Annotated in this window: 28 protein-coding genes and 1 tRNA gene; 15 read left to right on the top strand and 14 right to left on the bottom strand. The window is 65.9% G+C overall.

What is annotated here, in order from left to right; genetic code table 11:
* Positions 1-6: 6 nt before the first annotated feature.
* The 3 genes from JIP62_RS03625 to JIP62_RS03615 all read left to right on the top strand — a co-directional run bounded on the left by JIP62_RS03625 (position 7) and on the right by JIP62_RS03615 (position 2,706).
* The gene (locus JIP62_RS03625; RefSeq protein ID WP_201103569.1) at positions 7-1,488 is read left to right on the top strand and encodes a hypothetical protein; all 1,482 of its coding nucleotides are present in this window, start codon (positions 7-9) and stop codon (positions 1,486-1,488) included.
* 77 nt (positions 1,489-1,565) lie between these two features.
* Positions 1,566-2,048, top strand: a complete 483-nt coding sequence (msrB, locus tag JIP62_RS03620; protein ID WP_201103568.1) for a peptide-methionine (R)-S-oxide reductase MsrB — start codon at positions 1,566-1,568, stop codon at positions 2,046-2,048.
* Positions 2,049-2,100: 52 nt separating this feature from the next.
* A complete protein-coding gene (locus JIP62_RS03615; protein WP_201103567.1) occupies positions 2,101-2,706 on the top strand; it encodes a hypothetical protein in 606 nt (201 codons plus the stop codon).
* 51 nt (positions 2,707-2,757) lie between these two features.
* Here the strand turns inward: JIP62_RS03615 and JIP62_RS03610 are convergent.
* Positions 2,758-2,832 (bottom strand) — tRNA-Thr (locus JIP62_RS03610).
* Between the two features lie 369 nt (positions 2,833-3,201).
* On the opposite strand from JIP62_RS03610, the gene murA reads away from it, so the two are divergent.
* The 3 genes from murA to JIP62_RS03595 are packed head-to-tail and all read left to right on the top strand — an operon-like array spanning position 3,202 to position 5,442.
* A complete protein-coding gene (gene murA, locus JIP62_RS03605) occupies positions 3,202-4,491 on the top strand; it encodes a UDP-N-acetylglucosamine 1-carboxyvinyltransferase (RefSeq protein ID WP_201103566.1) in 1,290 nt (429 codons plus the stop codon).
* Positions 4,481-4,981: a DUF2948 family protein gene (locus JIP62_RS03600; protein WP_201103565.1), complete on the top strand. Its 501-nt coding sequence runs from the start codon at positions 4,481-4,483 to the stop codon at positions 4,979-4,981. The genes murA and JIP62_RS03600 overlap by 11 nt, the downstream gene beginning before the upstream one ends.
* Positions 4,978-5,442, top strand: coding sequence for a UPF0262 family protein (locus tag JIP62_RS03595; RefSeq protein WP_201103564.1), 465 nt, complete (start codon positions 4,978-4,980; stop codon positions 5,440-5,442). Before JIP62_RS03600 ends, JIP62_RS03595 begins: the two co-directional genes overlap by 4 nt.
* Before the next feature lie 100 nt (positions 5,443-5,542).
* On the opposite strand, the gene rpsU is transcribed toward JIP62_RS03595, so the two are convergent.
* Positions 5,543-5,809 (bottom strand): 30S ribosomal protein S21, encoded by a 267-nt coding sequence (gene rpsU, locus JIP62_RS03590; RefSeq protein ID WP_201104539.1) that lies wholly within the window; start codon positions 5,807-5,809, stop codon positions 5,543-5,545.
* Between the two features lie 188 nt (positions 5,810-5,997).
* On the opposite strand from rpsU, the gene JIP62_RS03585 reads away from it, so the two are divergent.
* Positions 5,998-6,666, top strand: coding sequence for a COQ9 family protein (locus tag JIP62_RS03585; protein ID WP_201103563.1), 669 nt, complete (start codon positions 5,998-6,000; stop codon positions 6,664-6,666).
* On the opposite strand, the gene JIP62_RS03580 is transcribed toward JIP62_RS03585, so the two are convergent.
* Positions 6,663-7,742, bottom strand: coding sequence for a 5-(carboxyamino)imidazole ribonucleotide synthase (locus tag JIP62_RS03580; protein WP_201103562.1), 1,080 nt, complete (start codon positions 7,740-7,742; stop codon positions 6,663-6,665). The two genes, JIP62_RS03585 and JIP62_RS03580, sit on opposite strands and share 4 nt — an antisense overlap.
* A gap of 3 nt (positions 7,743-7,745) precedes the next feature.
* A complete protein-coding gene (gene purE, locus JIP62_RS03575; RefSeq protein ID WP_201103561.1) occupies positions 7,746-8,237 on the bottom strand; it encodes a 5-(carboxyamino)imidazole ribonucleotide mutase in 492 nt (163 codons plus the stop codon).
* Between the two features lie 130 nt (positions 8,238-8,367).
* On the opposite strand from purE, the gene JIP62_RS03570 reads away from it, so the two are divergent.
* Positions 8,368-8,931 (top strand): GGDEF domain-containing protein, encoded by a 564-nt coding sequence (locus tag JIP62_RS03570; protein ID WP_201103560.1) that lies wholly within the window; start codon positions 8,368-8,370, stop codon positions 8,929-8,931.
* 4 nt (positions 8,932-8,935) lie between these two features.
* Here the strand turns inward: JIP62_RS03570 and JIP62_RS03565 are convergent, their stop codons facing one another.
* Genes JIP62_RS03565 through JIP62_RS03555 form a run of 3 tightly spaced genes read right to left on the bottom strand, consistent with a single transcriptional unit; the run spans position 8,936 to position 10,277 of the window.
* Positions 8,936-9,160: a YdcH family protein gene (locus tag JIP62_RS03565; protein WP_201103559.1), complete on the bottom strand. Its 225-nt coding sequence runs from the start codon at positions 9,158-9,160 to the stop codon at positions 8,936-8,938.
* A 38-nt stretch (positions 9,161-9,198) separates the two neighbouring features.
* On the bottom strand, positions 9,199-9,666 hold the full coding sequence (locus JIP62_RS03560; protein ID WP_201103558.1) for a TIGR02444 family protein: 468 nt from the start codon (positions 9,664-9,666) through the stop codon (positions 9,199-9,201).
* Complete coding sequence (locus tag JIP62_RS03555; protein WP_201104537.1) at positions 9,663-10,277, bottom strand: UbiX family flavin prenyltransferase; 615 nt, start codon at positions 10,275-10,277, stop codon at positions 9,663-9,665. The genes JIP62_RS03560 and JIP62_RS03555 overlap by 4 nt, the downstream gene beginning before the upstream one ends.
* 113 nt (positions 10,278-10,390) lie before the next feature.
* Here JIP62_RS03555 and JIP62_RS03550 point away from each other — a divergent pair, with 113 nt between their 5' ends.
* Positions 10,391-10,564, top strand: coding sequence for a YdcH family protein (locus JIP62_RS03550; RefSeq protein WP_201103557.1), 174 nt, complete (start codon positions 10,391-10,393; stop codon positions 10,562-10,564).
* A gap of 72 nt (positions 10,565-10,636) precedes the next feature.
* Here JIP62_RS03550 and JIP62_RS03545 read toward each other — a convergent pair whose 3' ends face one another.
* From JIP62_RS03545 to JIP62_RS03525, 5 genes are all read right to left on the bottom strand, one after another.
* Positions 10,637-11,440, bottom strand: coding sequence for an inositol monophosphatase family protein (locus JIP62_RS03545; protein ID WP_201103556.1), 804 nt, complete (start codon positions 11,438-11,440; stop codon positions 10,637-10,639).
* A 180-nt stretch (positions 11,441-11,620) separates the two neighbouring features.
* The gene (gene efp / locus JIP62_RS03540) at positions 11,621-12,187 is read right to left on the bottom strand and encodes an elongation factor P (RefSeq protein WP_456237044.1); all 567 of its coding nucleotides are present in this window, start codon (positions 12,185-12,187) and stop codon (positions 11,621-11,623) included.
* Positions 12,188-12,321: 134 nt separating this feature from the next.
* Complete coding sequence (locus tag JIP62_RS03535) at positions 12,322-12,864, bottom strand: TspO/MBR family protein (RefSeq protein ID WP_201103555.1); 543 nt, start codon at positions 12,862-12,864, stop codon at positions 12,322-12,324.
* A gap of 58 nt (positions 12,865-12,922) precedes the next feature.
* Positions 12,923-13,423, bottom strand: a complete 501-nt coding sequence (bfr, locus tag JIP62_RS03530; protein WP_201103554.1) for a bacterioferritin — start codon at positions 13,421-13,423, stop codon at positions 12,923-12,925.
* A gap of 152 nt (positions 13,424-13,575) precedes the next feature.
* Entirely contained in the window at positions 13,576-13,761 is a 186-nt protein-coding gene (locus JIP62_RS03525; RefSeq protein ID WP_201103553.1) for a (2Fe-2S)-binding protein, read from the bottom strand.
* A gap of 150 nt (positions 13,762-13,911) precedes the next feature.
* Here JIP62_RS03525 and thiE point away from each other — a divergent pair, with 150 nt between their 5' ends.
* The 5 genes from thiE (at position 13,912) to JIP62_RS03500 (ending at position 19,895) form a co-directional block, all read left to right on the top strand.
* Entirely contained in the window at positions 13,912-14,571 is a 660-nt protein-coding gene (gene thiE, locus JIP62_RS03520) for a thiamine phosphate synthase (RefSeq protein ID WP_201103552.1), read from the top strand.
* A 67-nt stretch (positions 14,572-14,638) separates the two neighbouring features.
* Positions 14,639-16,336 (top strand): sensor histidine kinase, encoded by a 1,698-nt coding sequence (locus tag JIP62_RS03515; RefSeq protein WP_201103551.1) that lies wholly within the window; start codon positions 14,639-14,641, stop codon positions 16,334-16,336.
* A 101-nt stretch (positions 16,337-16,437) separates the two neighbouring features.
* The gene (locus JIP62_RS03510; RefSeq protein ID WP_201103550.1) at positions 16,438-17,868 is read left to right on the top strand and encodes a cytochrome ubiquinol oxidase subunit I; all 1,431 of its coding nucleotides are present in this window, start codon (positions 16,438-16,440) and stop codon (positions 17,866-17,868) included.
* Complete coding sequence (cydB, locus tag JIP62_RS03505; RefSeq protein ID WP_201103549.1) at positions 17,865-18,902, top strand: cytochrome d ubiquinol oxidase subunit II; 1,038 nt, start codon at positions 17,865-17,867, stop codon at positions 18,900-18,902. The genes JIP62_RS03510 and cydB overlap by 4 nt, the downstream gene beginning before the upstream one ends.
* Positions 18,903-19,061: 159 nt before the next feature.
* The gene (locus tag JIP62_RS03500) at positions 19,062-19,895 is read left to right on the top strand and encodes a hypothetical protein (RefSeq protein ID WP_201103548.1); all 834 of its coding nucleotides are present in this window, start codon (positions 19,062-19,064) and stop codon (positions 19,893-19,895) included.
* Here the strand turns inward: JIP62_RS03500 and JIP62_RS03495 are convergent.
* Together JIP62_RS03495 and JIP62_RS03490 are read right to left on the bottom strand one after the other, a co-directional pair.
* Positions 19,892-20,257 carry a YkgJ family cysteine cluster protein gene (locus JIP62_RS03495; RefSeq protein WP_201103547.1) on the bottom strand — a complete coding sequence of 122 codons (366 nt, stop codon included), beginning with the start codon at positions 20,255-20,257 and terminating at the stop codon, positions 19,892-19,894. The two genes, JIP62_RS03500 and JIP62_RS03495, sit on opposite strands and share 4 nt — an antisense overlap.
* 47 nt (positions 20,258-20,304) lie before the next feature.
* Entirely contained in the window at positions 20,305-20,646 is a 342-nt protein-coding gene (locus JIP62_RS03490) for a VOC family protein (RefSeq protein ID WP_201103546.1), read from the bottom strand.
* A gap of 394 nt (positions 20,647-21,040) precedes the next feature.
* On the opposite strand from JIP62_RS03490, the gene aspS reads away from it, so the two are divergent.
* The gene (aspS, locus tag JIP62_RS03485; protein WP_201103545.1) at positions 21,041-22,816 is read left to right on the top strand and encodes an aspartate--tRNA ligase; all 1,776 of its coding nucleotides are present in this window, start codon (positions 21,041-21,043) and stop codon (positions 22,814-22,816) included.
* Positions 22,817-22,905: the final 89 nt, after the last annotated feature.

The following is a 22,905-nucleotide window of genomic DNA, read 5'->3' as shown; positions in this document are numbered from 1 at the left end:
CTCTGTATGACGCATCGCCTGTTCACCGCCGCCTCGGCGGTAGCCCTGTCATTGATCGCATCCTCGGTGGTCGCTCAGGACTTCCGTGACCTGGCGCGCCAGGATCTTCAGGCCGCCCATGCCGCCCTGCGCGACAACCACCCGGCGGCCGTGATCCCCGGTGCCGCCAGCGAGGACTTCCGCGCCTGGCTCGACGCTGGTCTCGCCGATGCCCTGAGCAAGGTCGGGCAGGTCAACAGCGGCGACAGCCATGCCTATCTGATGCGCTACTACGGCGCAGGCTTCCGCGATTCCAACATCACCCTGCGCCCGACGTTCGAGGGCCTGGGCCCGTATTTCGCCACCAACTGGCCCGGCTATACGACGGGCTGGCGTGACGGCCAGTATGTGGTGACCTGGGTCAAGCCGGGCACGCGCGGTGCGCCGGCCGTCGGCGCGGTCGTGACCGAGTGCAACGCCCAGCCGATCGAGGAATACGCCCGCGGCAAGCTGGACCTGTGGGAAGGCGATCTAGACACCGAGGCCGGCCGGGTTCGCTCGGCACCCTATCTTCTGTGGAACCGCAACAACCCCTTCGCCGGCGGCGTGCCCCAGACCTGCAAATTCCAGGTTGGAAACCGCCGTCCCCGCGACATGGAAGTTCGCCCCCAGCCGGTCGACGCCGCCTCGCTGGAGCAGGCTTACCGCGCCACCGTCTATATGCCCGGTGACGTCCCCCTGTCGGTCGAGACGGTCAATGGTCGCCCGTGGGTGAATGTCCATTCCTTCGCCGACAGCGCCGGCTGGGATGCCTTCAACAGCCAGATCGAGGGTCAGGCCTCTGCCCTGCGTGGACCCCAGGGCTTTGTCCTGGACCTGCGGGGTGCCGGTGGTCAGTCCTACACCTCGACGGCCCGTGGCTATGGCCTCGCCAACCGCATCTGGACGCCGGAGTTCACCGTCAGCCGCCAGCCGGCCGCTGGCGAGATCACCTATCGCGCCACGCCGGGGAACCGTCAGTGGTTCGCCGATACCCTGGCCCGGATGGAAGCCGATCCCCGCTTCGTGGCCGAATCGGCTCCGGTGATTGAGGAAACCCGCGCCGTGGTGGCGGCCTTCGATGCCGCCATCGCCGCTGGTCAGCCGACCTTCACGCTGGCAGGCCGTCCTGCGGTCGCCGACACCGGCGTGGCCAATCCGGTTCAGGGGCCCGTGGTCGTGCTGGTTGACGCCGGCTGCTCGGGCGGCTGCCTGGACACGCTGGACCTGCTGGTTCGTCTGCCGAACGTCCGGATCGTCGGTTCCACGACGGCAACGGACACCATCTTCATCGAGCCGACGACCGTGCGCCTGCCGTCGAACTATTCGGACCTGTCCTATGGCCACAAGGCCTGGACGTCGCGCGAGCGGGCCAACAACCAGCCCTTCGTCCCGGCTCAGGGCCTGGTCTACACCGGCAACCCGGCGGACGAGAACGCGGTCCGTGCCTGGGTGGGCTCGCTGTTCTAGGATTCGGCTGACACGGCCGGACCAAAGCAGGGCCGGGCGGGGTAGAACCCTCGCCCGGCCCTTCCTATGTTCAGCGCATGACAGACACCGACATTCGCCGCTCCGCCTCCGGCTTCGACCTCACCCCGCCCAGTCCTTCGCAGCGCGTCGCGCTGGAGGCCGACCTGTCGGCAGAGGAAAAGCGGGTCCTGTTGGCCCATGGCACCGAGGCTCCCTTTTGCGGGGTTCTGCTGGGAGAGAAGCGCGCGGGCGTCTTCTGCTGCCGGATGTGCGGTCTTCCGCTGTTCCGGACCGGCACAAAGTTCGAAAGTGGAACGGGCTGGCCCAGCTTTACCCAGCCCGTGGACGAGGACCATGTCCGGGCGATCCGCGACACCTCCTACGGCATGGTGCGCACCGAAACCGTCTGCGCGCGCTGCGACAGCCATCAGGGGCACGTTTTCCCGGACGGCCCGCCACCGACCGGCCTGCGGTACTGCATCAACTCTGTTGCCCTGTCCTTCGTCGAGGCGGGCAGGCCACTGCCCGACCCCTTGGGCCGCGGCGACGGCACGGCCTGAATTTGGTCTAGGTCGGCGACGAGTGTAGCCTGCGAGTGGGAGTAGAAGTCCGATGATGTTCGCCGCGATCCTGACCTTGGCTGTTCTTGGCCTGTCCGACGATCCGGAGGGCGTCGTTCAGACGGCGCCGGCCGGCACCCAGTCCGTGGCTGAGCATGCAGAGGCGCCGACTGCGCCTGCGCCCACCGCCGCCGATGCCCAGGCCGCAGGGCCGCAGGATCAGCCGCACGGCCTGACCACCGATCAGCAAATTCAGAGATTCCTTGCCGCCGGTGCCACGCCCCGCGACGAGCGTCGCCACGGTGGACCTGTGCTTTGGGACGATGATCGCGAAATCCACGGCCATGTCGAAGGTGCCATCGGAACCGGTGGCTATCGATCCTATGGGGCTTCCATCTCGGTACCCATTGGGGAGAGTGGCCGCGTCAGCTTCCGTTTCAGCCAGACCGAGAACGGTTTTGGCTATTACGGCGATTATCCCTACGACGGCTATTATCCGTATGACGCGGGCTACAGCCCGGGCCTGAGCGACGACCGGCATATCGGTTACGGCTTCAGGACGCGTACAGAGGATGGCTGGGGCTCGCCCCGGCGCCCGATGCAGTTCGATCGCGACAGGACGTCTGCAGACCCGTCATCCTTAGATGCCATTGACTGAAAGCCGATACGACAAGGGCCCGACCTTACGGTCGGGCCCTTGCGTTTCAGATGGTGCCGCCGGGGGGAATCGAACCCACGACCTCAGCCTTACCAAGGATGCGCTCTACCACTGAGCTACGGCGGCGAAATCTGAGGAACCGGGCGTATAGCCAAACGACCGCCGGGGGGGAAGCCCAGAAAGCGGTACTTGACCACAAATCTTCAAATGGAACCCGACGCCCCTATGGTCGATCAGCCCGAAAACCCCGCCCAGCCTGCATCGACACCTGAAGAACGGGCCAAGGCCGAGCGCGCAAAACGCCTTGCTTCGGCGCTTCGAGACAATCTGCGCCGTCGAAAAGCCCCGTCCGCCTCCGCAAAACCGGATCGGAGCAACTGAAAGTCATTGCGAAAGGTCCGGCGGCGGACTTTCGCCAAGCCCGGCTGCCGGGCTAGATAGCCGATCGCGTTGGGCACTCCTGCAACACCCCGCCCACGCCCGCTCAAGGACGTCATGGACAGCATCGCCATCAAGGGCGGCACCCAGCTTCACGGGGAAATCCCCGTCAGCGGTGCCAAGAATTCCGCCATCAAGTTGATGGCCGCGACGATCCTGACCGATCAGCCGGTTCGGCTGACCAATATGCCGCGCCTGGCCGACACGCGATTCCTGGGCCAGCTGTTGCGGCAGTTCGGCGTCGAGGTCACCGAGAGCGACGGGCCGGATGGTCAGCAGACCCTGTTCCACGCCGCCGAGATCACTTCGACCTTCGCGCCTTATGATCTGGTTCGCCAGATGCGGGCCTCGTTCAATGTTCTTGGGCCTCTGCTGGCGCGGACCGGCCATGCCAAGGTCTCGCTGCCCGGCGGCTGCACCATCGGTGCCCGCCCGGTGGACCTGCATCTGGACGCCCTGTCGCGCCTGGGGGCCTCGATCGAGCTCGACGAAGGCTATGTCTCGGCGATCGCGCCCAGGGGTCTCATTGGGGCCGAAATCGAGTTTCCCTTCGTCTCGGTCGGGGCGACGGAACACACCCTGATGGCGGCCGTCCTGGCCCAAGGTACGACCGTTCTGCGCCGCGCAGCGCGAGAGCCCGAGATTGGCGATCTGGTCCGCTGTCTGACGGCCATGGGGGCCAAGATCGAGGGCGTGGATACCGACGTCCTGACGATCACCGGCGTCACGTCTCTGCGTGGGACCGACTGGTCTGTGATTCCCGACCGGATCGAGATGGGCTCCTATGCCTGTGCGGCGGCCATGGCGGGCGGCGAGGTCCGCCTGACCAAGGCGAAGCCCGAGCTGATTTCGGCCCTGACCGAGCGGATGATCGCGGCGGGAGTCGAGATCGAACCCACCGCCGATGGTGTCATCGTGCGCCGCGATCCGGCCCGTCGCCTTCAGGCCGTCGATGTCGCGACCGAGGTTTACCCCGGCTTCGCCACCGACCTGCAGGCCCAGTTCATGGCCCTGATGACGACGGCCGAGGGCGAGAGCGTCATCCACGAGAACATCTTCGAAAACCGCTTCATGCATGCGCCGGAACTGGCTCGCCTGGGGGCCGACATCTCGGTCCACGCCGGCGAGGCGCGGGTGAGCGGGGTCGAAACCCTTCGCGCCGCTCCGGTCATGGCTACCGACCTGCGGGCCTCGGTCAGCCTGGTCATCGCCGGCCTGGTGGCCGAAGGCGAAACCACCATCGGGCGAGTCTATCACCTGGATCGGGGTTTCGAGCGGCTCGAGGAGAAGCTCGGAGCCTGCGGGGCCGAGATCCGGCGGGTCAAGGAGGACGGGCATGAGCATTGAGGCTGTCGACGACACCACGCCCATACCGACCGGCCCTGTCGAGCCGCTGCGCCTGCTGGCCCATGACGGCGAGGACCTCAGCATCATCTCCGCTGCGCTTCAGGACGCCATTCTGCGCCCCGTCGACATCGTCTGGGAAAAAGGCGCGCGTCGCGTGACCCTGGCGCTCAGCCGCTTCTGCTGGGAATGCGGAGGCACGCGCGTGATGGCCGCCATGCAGTTCGGGGATGTGGTCGCCGTCAAGAGCCGGCGCCTGCCGCGCGGACCCGAAACGCCGCTGGAGCTTCTGGCCATCGATTTCGAGCCGGGCGACGCACCGGGCGGGCGGGTCATCCTGATGTTCGCTGGAGGTGGAGATCTGCGAATCGACGTCGAATGCCTGGACGCGGTGGTCACCGATCTTTCGGAACGCTGGCCGGCCAAGGCGGCACCTGCCCACCCGGCCGAGATCGGGACCGACATCGCCTCCGGCGGGGTCCTGGCGTCATGAGCGACCATCGCCTGGCGTCCATTGCCCTGGATGCCGCGACGCTGCCTGCGGCCACGTCCGAGATCGAGCACGAACGCCGCGTTGCCATATACGACATCGTCGAACGAAACAGTTTCGAGCCGGCCGGATCGGAGCATGGCCCCTATGATCTGACCCTGTCGCTGCAGGACAGCCGCCTGGTGTTCGACATTGCGGGCGGGGACTACAAACGGGCCCATGTCCTGTCCCTGACGCCGTTGAAAAGCGTCCTGAAGGACTATCTGCTGATCTGCGACAGCTATTACGAGGCCCTGCGCGGGTCCTCGCCCAGCCAGATCGAGTCGGTCGATATGGGCCGGCGGGGTCTGCATAACGAGGGGGCCGAGCTGCTGAAGGACCGCTTGGCCGGAAAGATCGCCCTCGACCACGAAACGGCGCGGCGCCTCTTCACCCTGATCGTGGCCCTGTATCGCCGGGGCTGAAGCCCCGGTCGTCGGCTCCGACCTTTAAGGCATTGCCGAAATGAAAAGGCCGCCCCGGTGATCCCGAGGCGGCCTTTCGATTCTGTCGTCTGAACAGGGCTTAGGAGCGGTTGCCACCGCCCGCAGCACCCGGACCGGGCACGCGGGGCTTGGGAGGCGGCAGCAGGCCTTCGCGCTGCATGCGCTTGCGGGCCAGCTTGCGGGCGCGGCGCACGGCCTCGGCCTTCTGGCGGGCGCGCTTCTCCGAGGGCTTCTCGTAGTGCACGTGGCGCTTCATTTCACGGAAGCTGCCTTCGCGCTGCATCTTCTTCTTCAGGGCTTTGAGCGCTTGATCGACGTTATTATCGCGAACGAAAATCTGTACCAGGTTCAACTCTCCTTTGGCTGCCCGCCGCGTCCTGTGAGGGAGACGGGCAGACAAATGAACTTTAGCCCGGGGGCAACAGCCCACCGAGCGAAGGCGAGCGGATACACCACACGCGGCAGGCTGTCCAGATCGTCGCGGCGGATGTTTGCGGGCTCTCAGGGGCATGAAGACGGGGTATGAAGATCACCATGACCGACGCACCCGACCTGTCGACCGACACCCCATCATCGGACTGGGCCGACCGCATGGAGCAGGCGGTACTGGATGCCGCCATCGATCGCGCGCCGGCCTTGGGCTGGAATTCGGCCCTGGTGCGCGCGGCCTGCGAGGCCAACGGACTTTCGCTGGGGGACCAGGAGCTGCTGCTGCCCAACGGGCCGCGCGACCTGGCGGCCCTGCTGTCGCGCCGTCATGATTCGCGAGCCCTGGCCGCGCTGGGGTCGGCAGAGGGTCTGAAGATCCGCGAGCGTATCGCGCGTGCCGTTTCAGCCCGGATGGAGGCCGGAGCCCAGGATATCGAGGCCACGCGCCGCTGTGCCGGCTTCCTGGCCGTGCCGACCAATGCCGACCTCGGGCTGTCGCTGGCATGGGAGAGCGCCGACCACCTGTGGCGCTGGGCCGGGGATACGTCCACCGACTGGAATCACTATTCCAAGCGCACCATCCTGTCGGGCATCTTGATCCCGGCCCTGACCCTGCGCTGGTTCGATGGTCAGGAAGCTGCGGAGGCTTTCGTCGCCGCCCGCATCGACAACGTCATGGCCTTCGAAAAGTGGAAGGCCGGCAAGGATTTCGAGGGGCCGCTCAAGACGGCCACGGACCTGCTGAGCCGTTTGCGGTATGGGGCGAAGGCTTAAAGGGGCTTCACCCGGTTCACATGGCCCATCTTGCGGCCCGGGCGGGCTTCGGCCTTGCCGTACAGGTGGATGCGGATGTCGGTTTTGCCTGACAGCTTGACCCACTGATCGACGTCGTCGCCCAGCAGATTGGTCATCTCGATGCGGGCGTGCGCCCTGGTGGGGCCCAGGGGCCAGCCGACCACGGCGCGGATATGCTGTTCGAACTGGTCGCAGGCACAGCCGTCCTGGGTCCAGTGGCCGGTGTTGTGGACGCGCGGCGCGATCTCGTTGACCAGCAGCACGCCGTCCCCCAGGTCGAACAGCTCGACCCCGATCACCCCGACATAGTCCAGACCTTCCAGCACCGCCGCTGCGATGGCCCGCGCCCGGCGCTGGGTCTTCATGTCGACCACAGCGGGCGCGACCGTGGTCCGCAGAACCCCGCCCGAGTGCTTGTTCTCGCCCAGCGGATAGACGGCGATCTGCCCGTCCCAGCCACGGGCGGCGATGATCGACAGCTCTCGCACGAAGGCGGCCCGCGCCTCCAGAATCGCCGGGCGGGCACCGATGGCTTCCCAGGCGTCGGCAGCCATCCGGGCCGAGCGCACCCACACCTGGCCCTTGCCGTCATAGCCGTCGCGGCGGGTCTTCAGCAGGGCAGGGGCTCCCAACCGCTCCAGTCCAGCGTTCAGGTCTTCCAGGCTGTCGACGGCGACGAAATCGACCGTGGGCGCACCCACGGCGTTCAGGAAGGTCTTCTCCTGGACCCGGTCCTGGGCAGCGGCCAGGGCGGTGGGGCCGGGGGCCACAAGAGCCCCGCCTTCGGCCAGCCGTTCGACCGAGGCAGCGGGCACATTCTCGAACTCGAATGTCACGACGTCGCAGACCCGGCCCATGACCTCCAGCGCGGTGGGATCGTCATAGGCAGCCACGATCTGACCGCGCGACACGCGTCCTGCGGGGCTGTTGTCTTCGGGGTCCAGGATGACGACGTCAAAGCCCAGGCGCGATGCGGCCTGGCTCAGCATCCGGCCCAGCTGGCCTCCGCCAAGAATGCCCACGGTCGAACCGGGAGGAAGCGGCAGATCGGCCAAGGGTCAGTCCTCGACCGTTTCGTGGACCGCCTCGGTCTGGGCTTCGCGGAAGGCATTCAGCCGCCCCGCCAGAACCGGATCGGACAGGGCCAGAATCTGTGCCGCCAGTATCCCCGCATTCGCCGCTCCGGCCTCGCCGATGGCCAGGGTCGCGACCGGCACACCGGCGGGCATCTGGACGATCGAAAGAAGCGAATCGAGGCCCTTCAGCGCCTTGGACTGCACCGGCACGCCCAGCACCGGCAGATCGGTCATGGAGGCGGCCATGCCGGGCAGGTGGGCCGCGCCGCCGGCTCCGGCGATGATGACCTTGTATCCCTTGGCCTTGGCCCCGCTGGCGAACTCGACCAGACGTTGCGGCGTCCGGTGGGCGCTGACGACGCTGGAGGTCCAGGCCACGCCCAGGCGATCCAGGCTGTCAGCGGCGCGCTTCATCGTCGGCCAGTCCGACCGGCTGCCCATGATGATCGCCACCGGCGGCGTCGTTTCGGCCATTCGCCCCACGTCCCGTCTTTTCAGGAAACGCGGGGGTTACAGCACCCGCGTTGCGCCCGCAACCAAGGGCGCTAGCATCACCCGGCGCACTCGGCCATGAGTCGCGCGCGATGACGGAGCCATCCCGCCCTTGACCGACCCTGCGCTAGAGGATCCTCAGGCAGAAATCGCCAGGCTGCGTGCCGAGGTCGAGGCTCTGCGCCTGCGTGCCGAGGCGGCAGAGGCGGCAGCCGAGCACGATGTTCTGACCCCGGTCCTGAACCGGCGCGGTTTCGTCGCCGCCATGAACCGGACCATGGCCTACTGCCGTCGTCACGACACCCCGGCCGTGCTGCTCTACCTGGACCTGGACGGGTTCAAGGCGGTCAACGACAGCCTGGGCCATGCGGCCGGCGATGCTGCGCTGGTGCATGTGGCCGAACTGCTCCAGGCCAACATCCGCGGCTCCGACGCGGTCGGTCGACTGGGCGGCGACGAGTTTGGGCTGCTGATGCTCAATGCCGGCCTGGACGAAGGACGCGACAAGGCGCTTCGCCTGACCCAGGCCCTGGCTACCGACGGCTTCATCTGGGCGGGCCACCGGGCCGAGCTGGGGGGGTCGTTCGGCGTCCGAGCCTATGCCGACCACGACGATGCCGAGGTCTGGCTGGCCGAGGCGGATGCGGCCATGTGGGTCAGAAAGCGCGGCCGGTAAGGCCTCAGGCGATGATGTCGGGCAGGATCAGCGACTCGACCTTCACGATCTCGTCTCGCAGAACCAGCTTCTTGCGCTTCAATCGGGCGATCATCAGCTGATCCGGGATCGGCATATGCGCCAGGGCCTCGATCGAGGCGTCCAGGTCGGCGTGTTCCTGACGCAGCAGCTTAAGCTTGGCTTGCAACGCCGCATCTTCTTCCGAGATGAAGGGATTGTCGTCGTTCATTGGGGGCCCCTGACGCGGCGCTTATAGCCGAGACGCCGTCATGCCGGAAGGCGTTCGGCAAGACGTTCCAGCGACTGCCTCGGCGTGATCCGAGACCATTGCCGCGCCACCGCCACCAGCCCCTCGATCGTCGGTCGAGGTTCGGTAAAGACAGGCGGCGACAGGCTTTCCAGCGCACTCAACAGATGGCGTTCCGCTTCCAGCTCGATGGCCTTGACCTGAGTGCGAACCGCCTCGCGCGCCGCATCATCCAGATCGGGCAGGGGGTTCTTCAGCCGTCGGCGTACGGCCCTCAACGGCGCGACAGCGGCCTCGTCCCAGGCCCGGGCCGTGTCGCAGGCGGCCTCGATGGTTTCGTCGTCGGGCGTGCGTCCTGTGGCAGCCCCCCAGGCAGCCCACAGCAGCAGCGGCACATTCTGCTCGTGAATATCCTGCAGCGTCAGACAGGTCTCCGACACGCCTTCACCCCGATAGGCCCGCACGGCCCAATCCCACAGCGTCGTCATGCCGGACCCGCCTTCGACAGACCCGACCAGCGCCGCGTCGCCGCCCAGTCCAGGCCGAACAGGTCCAGCGCCCGCCCGACGGACTGATCCACCATCGCCTCGATCGTTTCCGGTCGAGCGTAGAAGGCCGGCAGGGGCGGTGCGATGACGGCCCCCATCTCGGCCAGGGCCGTCATGGTCCGCAGATGCCCCAGGTGCAGCGGTGTCTCACGCACCATCAGGACCAGCGGGCGGCGTTCCTTCAGCGTGACATCGGCCGCTCGGGTCAGCAGGGTGGAGGTCACGCCCGTGGCGATTTCGCTCATTGTCCGGACCGAACACGGGGCGACCACCATCCCAAGGGTCCGGAACGAACCCGAGGCGATCGAGGCCCCTACATCGGCCAGCTTGTGCACCACATCGGCCCGGCCGGTCAGGTCGTCGGCGGACAGGTCGGTTTCCTGCGACAGCGTCAGCAGGGCGGCGCGCGTCACGACCAGATGGCTCTCGACGCCAAGGTCGCGCAGCGCCTCCAGCATCCGCACGCCATAGATCACGCCGGACGCCCCTGAAATGCCCACCACCAGCCTCTTCGGCGCAATGGGTACGGCTCCGTTCACATCATCGACCATATTCGGGCCCAGCATTGAGTGGTCCGGAAGCCTGGAGATCACTGAAATGTGAGTATCTAGGCGCGTTTTCCGGGCGCTCACTGTCTGGTCCCTTAGACATGGAGGCGCAAGCCATGACCATCGAAGCGCGTATTCGCGAACTCGGGAATCGTCACCGTTCGCTGGAGGATGCCATCCACCGCGAGATGACCCGCCCCCTGGCCGATTCCATCCAGGTGCGTGAAATGAAACAACGCAAGCTTCGTCTGAAGGAAGAGATTACCAGTCTGCAGGCCCGAACCGGATAGCGGCGCGCTCCTCGAATGTGAAACGGCCCCGGAAGCGATTCCGGGGCCGTTTTTTCTGGTGTGGTGTGCAGGTCAGCCCTGCAGGACCTTGCGCAGCTGCGGATGAAGTTCGGCGTTGGCGGCCAGGATGCTGTGGCCGGTCTTGGGATCGCCGTCGTTCTCGATGGTGGTCACAATCCCACCCGCCTCGGTGACGAACAGGATGCCGGCCGCGACGTCCCACGGCTTCAGATTGCGTTCGTAAAAGGCGTCGTATCGGCCCGCCGCGACCCAGGCGAAGTCCAGCGAGGCCGCTCCCAGGCGGCGGATGCCCGCCACGCGCTGGCCCACGGCATGGATGTCCTTGATGGCCTGGGCGTGTCCGGTCTTGCCGATGAAAGGCAGTCCCGTCGCGATCAGGCTTTCCGACAGGTCACGGCGTCCTGCAGCGCGGATACGGGTGTCATTCAGATAGCAGCCCTTGCCTTTTTCGGCCCAGAACAGCTCGTTCATGACGGGATTGTAGGTGACGCCCGCGACGATCTCGCTCGACCCGTCGGGGGCCCTTCGCTCCAGCCCGACCGTGATGGCGAAGTGGGGCATGGCGTGCATGAAATTGGTAGTGCCGTCGATCGGATCGACGATCCAGGTGTGGGACTTGTCGGTCCCTTCGATCATGCCGCGCTCCTCGCCCAGGAAGCCATAGCCTGGGCGGGCCTTCATCAGCAGTTCGAACAAGGTGTTCTCGGCCTTGACGTCGGCGGCCGTGACGAAGTCACCGGGACCTTTGCGCGATACCTGCAGGTGCGACACCTCGCCGAAATCACGCAGCATCGGACGAGCGGTCTTCCTGACCGCATCGATCATCACGGAAACCAAAGCGGACGATAACGCCACCGGAGAGCCTCTCTGTTTTCCCTCCCCCGCCGGGGGAGGGTGGTCGGCGCTGAGCGACGACCGGGTGGGGACGGCCAGGCGAGCCAGACACCGAGTCGAGTTGCCGAGCCCCTCCCACCCGGCTGTCGCTTCGCGCCAGCCACCCTCCCCCGGCGGGGGAGGGAGAAACCGTGCCTGTGCCTATTCCGCGCGGCGGACGTATTCGCCGGTCGCGGTGTCGACGACGATCCGCTCGCCCACGCCCATATAGGGCGGGATCATGATGCGGACGCCATTGTTGGCGATGGCGGGCTTGTACGAGGAGGAGGCGGTCTGCCCCTTCACCGTCGGCTCGGTCTCGACGACTTCCAGCGTGACCTGATCGGGCAGGGACAGGCCGATCGGACGCTCTTCGTGCATCTCGATCACGACCTTCATGCCGTCCTGCAGATAGGGGATGGAGTCTTCGCCCACCCAGTCCTTCTGCAGTTCGATCTGCTCGTAGGTGGTGTCGTCCATGAAGACCAGGGCGTCGCCCTGCTCGTACAGATAGGAGAAGTCCTTCTGCTCCAGGGTGACACGCTCGACCTTGTCTTCCGAACGGAAACGCTCGTTCAGCTTGTTGCCGGTTTCAAGGTTCTTGGCCTCGACGTTGGCAAAGGCTCCGCCCTTGCCCGGCTTGACGTGGCTGGCCTTGGTCACGACCCACAGGCCGCCATTGTGCTGGAGGACCATGCCGGGCTTGATGGTGTTGCCGTTGATTTTCATGATTTCACTGACGGGCTGGAGCGGCGCGGTGGTCGCCTCGACCGACCGACAAATTGGGCGCGATCCCTAGAGGACAGCCGGTCAAAGGGCAAGGCCGGGCCGTTTTCGGTCCGGTAATCCAGCGTCCCAGCGGTTCAGTGCAGCGTGGCCCTGTCGGAAACCTTGCGGTCGATCGCATTGGCGACGCGGGTTGCTGCACCCATTGGTGCGGCCATCTTGCCGGTGCCGGGATCCAGCTTGCGGGCCTCGTGCGCAAAAGCCGCGGCCAATCCTGCCGAGGTCATGGCCGCGATGATCTGGCTGCTGCGTCCGGCCGGCCGTAGCGCCAGCCAGGTCGCATTCACCGTTTGGGCCAGGCCCCAAAGCCCCAGGGCGACCGAGCGTTCGCGGCGGGATGGTGCATTCCACACCCGCACTGCCGACAGGGTCGTCGCCGAGAATACGGCGGGCAGGATCAGGCTGAGGCTGCCTCTCGGCCGTTCGGTGACCGGGCGACCGTCGCCCTCGACGGCCGGTGCCGGGCGGATGGTGCGCGTGGCGAAGGCGGTGGCCGCGATCGCAAAGCCTGCAGTGATCGCCACGCCCAGAAGCATATGGCCCAGACTGCGGTCCTCGCCGTTCACAAACTCGACCACGGCGTCACGCGCCGAATCCACGGCCTGATCGATATCGGTCATCGGCATTGCCTCCTGCTCAGGGCAGGGAAATGCCGCTATGCCGTGCCCGGTTCCTGCCTCAGTTGCCGGTGGCGCTCTTGTCGGTCGCGATCTCGGTCATGGCGCTCTGCAGATAGTTCTGCTCGCCCAACATATTGATCAGGTTGAACTGGTTCTCGAGGAAATCGATATGCTCCTCGGTGTCGTTCAGAATGCGCTGCAGGATCTCGCGGCTGACGTAATCCTGGGCCGCTTCGCACTGGGCGATGCCGGGCAAAAGGTCGGCCCGGCCACCGTATTCCAGCTTCAGATCCGCGCCCAGACATTCGATGGCGGTCTCGCCGATCGACAGTTTGTGCAGGTCCTGCAGATTGGGCAGGCCGTCCAGGAACAGGATGCGCTTGATCAGCATGTCGGCGTGGCGCATCTCGCCGATCGACTCGTCATAGATGATCTGACCCAGGTGCTTCAGGCCCCAGCTTTCAAACATGCGCGCATGCAGGAAATACTGGTTCACCGCCGTCAGCTCGTTGGTGAGCACGGTGTTCAGCGTGCGGATGATCGCGGGATCGCCCTTCATGGCCTGGCCTTCCTGATGGTCAACTGGCGTCGCCGGAAACGTTCCGGAATCGCCGATCTGTTCAAGACCGGCCTTCTACCACAGGAATTCGCCTGTGGTTCATTTGAGAGTTCTTATCAGCACATTGATAGTGCGAATGATTTCTCTTCGCTTTACTCGGCCGCCATGGCGAAGGCCTGACGACTTTCCTGGATCATCTGGCGCATCTCGCAAACGCATTTCGCGCACTGCGCCGCGCACTGATGGCGCGCAAAGACGTCGCGCGGGCGGGTCGCACCGGCCTCAATGGCCTGAGCGACGTCACGTTGGCGAAGACCGTTACAGTTGCAGACGTACAAGGGGCGACCCGAACGTGTTGAGAATGGTTCTTCATATCACGGCCACGGGCGATTGCAACGCGTTCGCATAACGCATCCGCGAAGACATGGTGCCGCATAGCGGATCAGGGCAACCATTGACCGCGCGGGCTTTGCGTCGCACTTCGGGCCATGGCCAAGACCCCTCCCGTTCCTGCGGCACCTCTCTGCCGCCTTTACCTCATCACTCCGCCCGCTATCGCTGACCTGGAGGCCTTCGCTGGCCTGCTCGAGGACGCTCTTGACGGTGGCGACGTGGCGGCCATCCAGATCCGGTTGAAGCCTGCGCCAGACGACGTCATTGCCGAGGCTGTGCGCCGTCTGATGCCTCTGGCCCAATCTCGCGACGTGGCTGTCATCCTGAACGATCGCCCGGACCTGGCCCTCAGCCTCGGTTGTGATGGCGTGCATCTGGGGCAGGGAGACATGGACGCAGCCCAGGCGCGCCGTCTGCTGGGTGCCGATGCCATGATCGGCGTCACCTGCCACGACAGCCGACACCTCGCCATGGAGGCTTCGGAGGCTGGGGCGGACTATGTCGCTTTCGGAGCGTTCTTCGACACCGCGACCAAGGACACCACGCATCGCCCCGATCCCGAACTGCTGTCGATCTGGCAGGAGACCATGACGGTGCCCAGTGTGGCGATCGGCGGGATAACCGTGGACAATGCACCGGTCCTGATCTCGGCCGGTGCCGACTTCCTGGCCGTCAGCGCTGGGGTCTGGGGTCACGCTGACGGGCCTGCGGCCGCGGTTCGTGCCTTCAACGCGCTTTTTGCGGAAGTGGGCTGAGTTTCAGGGGATATTAGGAAGGCTGTGGCTAGATGGGGTTCCGGTCCCGTCTGCTGAGTATCCTCTGATGTCCCTGAGCCCTGCGCTCGACCTGACTCGAACGGCTTCGGTACCGGCGGCCAAGCCGGCTGCCAGCGGGTGCTCCGCTGTGTCCGCCACCAAGTCAAAAGGCTTCTTTGCCGAACCCCTGGCGCCGATGGCGACGGTTGTCGGCGTGGTCATTCTCGTCGTCCTGGCCATCAGCTACGCTCGCTCGGCCGGTGTGGTCGCCGCACTGTGGGGGGCCAGCGGCCTGGCCGTCGCCGTCTGGCTGCGGCATGCCCGCGACACAACCTTTGACCTCTGCTTTGCGGCTCTGATCGCGGTCGGCATTCTGGTGGCCGAGTTTCTGGTCGGGAATCCGCCGGTCCTTTCCGTTCTCTTCACGCTGGCCAACATGATCGAGATCGTGGCGGCGGTCGTTCTGGTCCGCCGTTTCGTGCCGTCCATGAATCTGGCCAGTGTCGATGGGGCGGGACGTTTCCTGTTGTGCACAGCGGTGTTGGCGCCACTGCCGGCGGCACTGTTCAGCGCCATCATCCTGCAAGGGATTTTCGGAACTCCCTTATTCTACAGCTTCCACACATGGTGGATGGGTCACGCCATGGGCATGGCGGTCATCGCCACCTTTGGCGTCGCCTTGGCGCCTCGGCACCTGACTGTCCTCAGACGACCCATGCGGATGCTGGAGACCGTCGTGGTGTTTGGCGGTCTGTCGGCGGTCAGCTGGGCCTTGTTCTGCTGGCTGACCATCCCGGCTGCCTTTTCGATCATCCCCCTCCTGATCCTGGTGGCGGTTCGCTTTCGCGTTCTGGGCACGGCGACGGGGTTGGTCATCGTATCGGTGATGGCCGTGGGTGGGGCCATGGCGGGGGCGGGGCCTTTCGCCCTGGCTGAGCTCAACCTGGCCCAGCGGGCGATGTTGGCTCAGATCATGGTCCTGCTCGGCTGCATGCCCGTTCTGCTGGTTGCCTCGATCCTGGAGGAGCGCGATCGGATGTCCGACAGTGCCCGCGCAGCGCAAGTTCGCGCCGAGCGTGCGTCCGAGGCCAAATCGCGCCTGCTTGCGAATGTGGCCCATGAGATCAAGAGCCCCGTCGGGGGCATCATCGGTATCGGCGAGTTGTGGCAGACGGGCCAGCTGGGTCCGGTCACGGAAACCGAGGCCGAGATGGCGGCAATGCTGGTCAAGACTGCTCGCCAGGTCGAGGCCCTGACCCACGATCTGCTTGACGTGGCACGCGCCGAATCCGGGGCCGTGAAGGTGGATTTGCGTCCCACCGACGTATGCGGGGTGCTTGAAGATGTCCGCCGTGGCCTGGCCTTGCGCCCCGATGCCGCCGGCCTGCGGCTGGAGATGGTGTGCGAAGGCGATGGGGTGGTGGCCTTGGCCGACTCGCAACGGCTCACGCAAGTGATCGGCAATCTGGCGTCCAATGCCGTCAAATACGGAGCCTCGGGCGGGGTGGTCACCTTCCGGGCATCGCGCATCCAGACGGGTGTCCGCATCGAGGTCGCCGACAAGGGCCCTGGCCTGTCGATCGAAAAGCAGACCCAGCTGTTCGAGCCGTTCAATCGCCTGGGTCTGGAGCGCTCGACGGTCGAGGGACACGGCATCGGGCTGGCCCTCGCCAAGCGGATGACCGAGCTGCAGGGCGGATCGATCGGGGTGGATTCCGTTCCCGGTGCGGGCGCGACCTTCTGGGTAGAACTGGCGGCCGCCTGACCCCTCGCGCGAACCTGTGGCGCAGCGTCGCGCGGCACCCCGCGCATGGACATGGAGGCTTCGCAGGCGTAAGGCCCTAAACAATCTAGGGATATTCGCTCATGACCCTCGCCGATTTCGACGCCATTCTGCTGTCGCGGCTGCAGTTCGCCTTCACCATTGCCTTCCACATCCTGTTTCCGGCCTTCACCATCGGCCTGGCGGCCTATCTGGCGGTGCTGGAGGGTCTGTGGCTGTGGACGAAGCGTGAGGCGTTCAAGACGCTGTATCTGTTCTGGGTAAAGATATTCGCCCTCAGCTTCGGCATGGGCGTGGTCTCCGGCGTGGTGCTGTCCTACCAGTTCGGCACCAACTGGTCCGAGTTCATCCGACTGACCGGCGGGGTGATCGGGCCCCTTCTGGCCTATGAGGTTCTGACCGCCTTCTTCCTGGAGGCTTCCTTCCTCGGCGTGATGTTGTTCGGCTGGAAGAAGGTCGGCCCCCGGCTGCATTTCGTCGCCACCTGTCTGGTGGCCATCGGCACCACCATCTCGGCCTTCTGGATCCTGTCGGCCAACAGCTGGATGCAGACACCTCAGGGTTTCCAGATCATGGCCGACGGAACCTTTGAGGCCACCGACTATATGGCGGTCATCTTCAACCCCAGCCTGCCGACCCGCTTTGCCCACATGTTGCTGGCCGCCTTCCTGACCACGGGCCTCGTGGTGGGTGCCGTCTCGGCTTATCGCTTGCTCAAGGACCGCGCTGCGGGAACCCATGTCGAGGGCTGGTCCGAAAGCCGTATTTCTCTGGTGATGGCCGTTGGCCTGATCGCCGTCCTGGCTCCGCTGCAGTTGGTCGTCGGCCATGCCTCGGGCGAGGTGACGCACAAATATCAACCAGCCAAGACCGCCGCGATCGAGGGCTATTGGGAAACGCGCGCCGACCAGCCGCTGCACCTGTTCGGTATCCCGGACCGGGAGGCGCAGAAGAACCATTTCGAGGTGTCCATCCCCGGTATCGGCAACATGATCCAGAACCTGCCCCGGGACGAGGTCATCAAGGGGCTGGACAGCTATGCGCGCGAAGATCAGCCGCCGCCGTTCATCCCCTTCTTCGGCTTCCGCATCATGGTGGGCCTGGGCCTGCTGATGATCGGCCTCGGGGCCTGGGGGGCCTTCCTGATCTGGCGACGAAAGCTGTTCGACAGTCCGATGTTTCTGCGCTTCGCCGTCCTGATGGGACCGTCCGGTTTTCTGGCCGTGCTGGCCGGATGGATGGTGACCGAGGTCGGCCGCCAGCCCTGGGTCGTCTATGGCGTGCTGCGGACCCGTGACGCCGTCTCTCCGGTGATGACCAGCCAGGTCGCAACCAGCCTGACCGTCTACATCATCGTCTATTCCATCGTCTTCACAGCGGGGGCCCTGTTCATCCTGCGCCTGATGGCCGAGGGACCGGTGGCCGCCCTGCGTCACCCCGATCCGCGCCAGGACCGTGCCCCCGGCACGCCCCTGGCCCAGGCCCCCGACGACGCGCCCGGAGACCCGTCATGAGCCTCGACCTTCCTCTGATCTGGGCCGGGCTGATCGCCATAGCCGTGCTGCTCTACGTGCTGCTGGATGGGTTCGATCTGGGCATCGGCATCCTGTTTCCCTTCGCGCGGTCGAAGGAAGATCGCGACGTGATGATGAACACCGTCGCCCCCGTCTGGGACGGCAACGAGACCTGGCTGGTACTGGGGGGAGGGGGCCTGCTGGCCGCTTTCCCCCTGGCCTATTCGGTGTTGATGCCGGCCCTCTATCTGCCGGTCCTGTTGATGCTGGCGGGGCTGATCCTGCGCGGCGTCGCTTTCGAGTTCCGGTTTCGGGCCGTGCGGCGCGGCCGGGCTTTCTGGACCCAGGCCTTTGCGGGAGGGTCGATCCTGACGGCCGTTGCTCAGGGCTTGATCCTGGGGGGCTTCATCCAGGGCGTGACAGTCGAGAACGGCCGTTTCGCGGGCGGACAGTTCGACTGGGCCACCCCCTACGCCCTGCTGGTCGCGGCGGGACTGGTCGCCGGCTATGCCCTCTTGGGGGGCACCTGGCTGATGATGAAGACCAAAGACGACCTGCATGGCGATGCCCGTGTCTGGACCGCCGTCAGCACGGTCGCCGTGACCCTCCTTCTGGCTCTGGTCAGTGTGGCGACCCTCGTGATTCACCCTCGTGTCGCGGCCCGCTGGGGCTTTGACCTGTCACAGGGCTTCTCGCTGGAGCTGGCGACCCTTCTGCCCCTGCTGGCCATCCCCCTGCTGGGTCTGATCGGCCTGGCAATGATTGTATCCACGGCGCGTCGCGGATCGCACGTCTGGCCCTTCGTCGGGGCGCTGGTGGTCTTCCTGTCCGGCTATCTGGGTCTGGCCGTAGGTTTTGCTCCCTATGTCGTTCCCTATGCGCTGGATTTCCGTCAGGCGGCCGCGCCGGACAATTCTCTGGGTCTGATGCTGGTGGGCACGGTGGCGATCCTGCCGCTGATCCTGGCCTATACGGGCTGGGTCTATTGGGTCTTCAGGGGCAAGATCGATACGGAGGTCGGCTATCATCATTGATCCTGTCCCCCCGCCCGAGCCGGACGATCGTCCCGCCCCGCTGTGGGCACGCCTGATGTGGTTCGTTGGCCTGTCGGTAGCCGCCGCTGCGGTGACGGCCGTGGTCGCCTATACGCTCAGGGCCTTGCCGTTCTCCGGCTGAAGGACGATGTTCGGGTCATGAAGAACGCAGCTGGCCTTTCCGTCCTGACCCTCGCCCTGCTCGGCGCCGCCTCGGTCGCCCAGGCTCAGAGCCAAACTCAGAGCCAACCGGCCCCCGCTCGGCCGGGCAGCGATCTGACCCGCGACCTGAACAGCGGCCCGCCTTACATCGCTGCGACGCCGGTGCCGGCACCGGTTGCGGCACCCGCGCCCAGAGCCACGCAGCCCGCAGCCGCTGCGCCCAGCGCGACCACGCCCTCGGCCCCGGCTTCAAGCCCCGCGCCGCGCCCGGCTGCCGCAGCGCCCACCCGGGCCGTGACGGCCGCACCGCCGCCGGCGAGCCGGGCCCCCACGACCTCGACGGCCCCGGCGGCTGCGGCTCGCGCGCCTGCCGCTTCGGTTCCTGCTGCTCCGGTTCGCGTCGCCACGCCTGCTCCCACGGCGGCTGCCGTGGCGGCCGAGGCACCTCCGGCGCCGGTGGCTGGTGTAACCGTTCTGGATGCCGCAGCCCGCGCCGCCCTGCCGTTTACGCTGGACCTTCCGGCCGGGTTCGAGCTGGTCACCGGTCGCCCCGGACCGGACTTCCGCATCTATACGGTGCGGCGCGGCGACCAGACCTTCGCCATGATCTATGCCGGTCCGGCGTCCCAGTTCCCGATCTATGACGGCCAGATGGCCGAGGCCGCAGGCCGCGTCTCCGTCGTGGTTACCGAAGATGGGCGCCGCCGGGCCATGGAGCATCTGTTCCAGCGTGCGGACGCCCCGCGCGAAGTCCACGTCTGGGTGTCCAGCCTGGAGGGTGCGGATCGCGACCTGGCCGAAGCCATCGCCCAGAGCGTCGACGTTCGCTAGGCGCGCCTGACCGGCCGGTCCCCGCTCGGGTCCAGCCTGAGGCCCCGCAGGCCCGCAAAGACCAGAACCTCCGTTCCGGCCTCGGCCCAGCGCCGCAGCGATGCTTCGTAGGGAGCCCGCCGCCAGTCATGGGGCCGTGCGGCATCGCATTCGACGATCAGCCGCCGCCCCTGGTCCTCGCTGTGCAGGACAAAGCCCGCCACCGACGGTTTCCACGCCGCATCCAGCGCCTCGGTCAACAGCCACAGGCAGTTGAAGACCCGGCAGTCGTCGGGACGAGCGGCATAGATTCCGCAACCCCTGCTGCGGCTGAAATGGGTGCACCACTTCCCGGCCGGCTTGGCCAGGGCGGTCACGCCCATCAGCTTGCAGCACAGGCCGCAGTCGCCGCAGCTTTTGGCGGTCGCGCTCAGGACTCCGACCAGACGGCCAGTTCGTTTCCGGCCGGATCGCGGAAGTGGAACCTCCGTCCGCCGGGAAAGGCGTAGATCGCCCGGGTCAGCGCGCCGCCCGCAGCGGTCACCTTGTCCGCCATGGCTTCCAGATCATGGGCATAGAGGACGGGCAGGGGGGCCTTTGCCGCTTCGGCCGCATCGGCATCGAACCCGCCGTCCAGGCCTTGGTCGAAAGCGGCATAGGTTGGTCCATAGTCCTGAAACGACCAGCCGAACGCCTCGGCATAGAAGGCCTTGGTCGCAACCAGGTCTCCGCCCGGCATCTCCAGATAGTCCAGCTTTCCGTCTTCACGCATGTCTGATCGTCCGATTGAGAGCACCACCCTGAAGGGGCTTGCCACGCGACCGTCGCTCGCGCAAATCTGCAAATGGTTCGCATTATCGGAGGTGGCCCATGATCGTACTGACGACAGGTCGTGTCGCGATGGCCCGGCTGATGCGACCTTGCGGTCAATCTGGTGAGCCCACGCGCTCTTCGCCGACAGCAGACAACCTCAGCGCGCCAGACCGTGGTGCCTCGCCGCCCATGGCCACCGATCCGACGCGTCCGCCCCCGGTTTGATCGTGTGTCGAGATCGAGCGTGCGCTCAGGCGGAACTGCACGCAAACCTTGACTTTCGGGCCTCTTGATGCGCCCTTCCGGCCTCCCGAATTCGGCGCATCGCGCCCCGATCCAAGACGAAATTCCTCATGCACGCCTATCGCTCCCACACCTGCGGCGCCCTTCGTATCCAGGACGCCGGGTCCGATGTCCGGCTGTCGGGCTGGGTGCATAGAAAGCGGGACCACGGCGGCCTGCTGTTCATCGACCTGCGCGACCACTACGGCCTGACCCAACTGGTCCTGCATCCCGAGACGCCGGGCTTCGAGGCGGTCGAGCGCCTGCGCGCCGAAAGCGTGATCCGCGTGGACGGGCAGGTCGTGGCGCGTGACGCCTCGGTGGTGAACCCCAATCTGCCCACCGGCGAGATCGAGCTGAAGGTCGTGGCCGTCGAGGTCCTGTCCGAGGCAGCCGAACTGCCGCTGCCCGTGTTCGGAGAGCCGGAATACCCCGAGGAAATCCGGCTGAAGCACCGCTATCTCGATCTTCGCCGCGAGACCCTGCACAAGAACATCGTGCTGCGGTCCAAGGTGATTTCCTCGATCCGCCGCCGGATGGTCGATCAGGGCTTCCTGGAATACCAGACCCCGATCCTGACCGCCTCCAGCCCCGAGGGCGCGCGCGACTTCCTGGTGCCCAGCCGCCTGCATCCGGGCAAATTCTATGCGCTGCCCCAGGCCCCTCAGCAGTTCAAGCAACTGCTGATGGTGTCGGGCTTTGATCGTTACTTCCAGATCGCCCCCTGCTTCCGCGACGAGGACCTGCGCGCCGACCGTTCGCTGGAGTTCTACCAGCTCGACGTCGAGATGAGCTTTGTCACGCAAGAGGATGTGTTCGCCGCGATCGAGCCGGTGATGCATGGCGTGTTCGAAGAGTTTGCCGACGGCAAGCGGGTCGATCCGTATCCGTTCGTTCGGATTCCCTATCGCGAGGCGATTGCCAAATACGGGTCGGACAAGCCCGACCTGCGCAACCCGATCGAGATGCAGGACGTGTCCGAGCATTTCCGCGATGGCGGCTTTGGCCTGTTCAACAAGATCCTGGCGGCCGATGCGATGAACGCCGTCTGGGGTATTCCCGCTCCCAAGGGCGGCTCGCGCGCCTTCTGTGACCGCATGAACTCCTGGGCGCAGGGCGAAGGCCAGCCGGGTCTTGGCTATATCTTCTGGTCGGAAGACAACAACGCCTGGGGTGGCCCGATTGCCAAGAACCTGGGTGAGGCGACGGATGGCATGATGAAGGCGCTGGGCATGGGCCAGGGCGACGCGGCCTTCTTCGTCGCCGGCGATCCGGCCGTGTTCCACAAGTTCGCCGGTTCGGCCCGGACCAAGCTGGGCCAGGATCTGAACCTGATCTCGGACGACGAATTCCGCTTCTGCTGGATCGTCGACTTCCCGATGTTCGAATGGTCAGAGGAAGAGAAGAAGGTCGACTTCAGCCACAACCCCTTCTCCATGCCCCAGGGCGAGATGGAGGCCCTGACGACCAAGGATCCGCTGGATATCCTCGCCTATCAGTACGACATCGTCTGCAACGGCTACGAACTGTGCTCCGGCGCGATCCGGAACCACAAGGCCGACATCATGCTGAAGGCGTTCGAGATCGCCGGTTACGATGGCAGTGTGGTGGAAGAACAGTTCGGCGGCATGCTGAACGCCTTCCGCTATGGCGCGCCGCCGCACGGTGGTCTGGCCCCCGGCATCGATCGCATCGTCATGCTGTTGGCCAATCAGGTCGCGATCCGCGAGGTCATCGCCTTCCCGCTGAACCAGCAGGGCCAGGACCTGTTGATGAGCGCCCCGGCCGAGGTGCAGGATCGTCAGTACAAGGAACTGCACATCCGCAGTGCCGCTCCGCTGAAGTAGCGAGTTGTTCGGCCGTCATTCCGGGGCACTCGCAGAGTGAACCCGGAATCCAGGACGACGTCTCAGGCGTTCGACCGGGTTAGAGGTCT

Source organism: Brevundimonas vitisensis (assembly GCF_016656965.1).
Classification (GTDB): Bacteria; Pseudomonadota; Alphaproteobacteria; order Caulobacterales; family Caulobacteraceae; genus Brevundimonas; species Brevundimonas vitisensis.
Note: the sequence above shows the minus strand (reverse complement) of the source record. Positions and strands in the feature narration are given on the sequence as shown.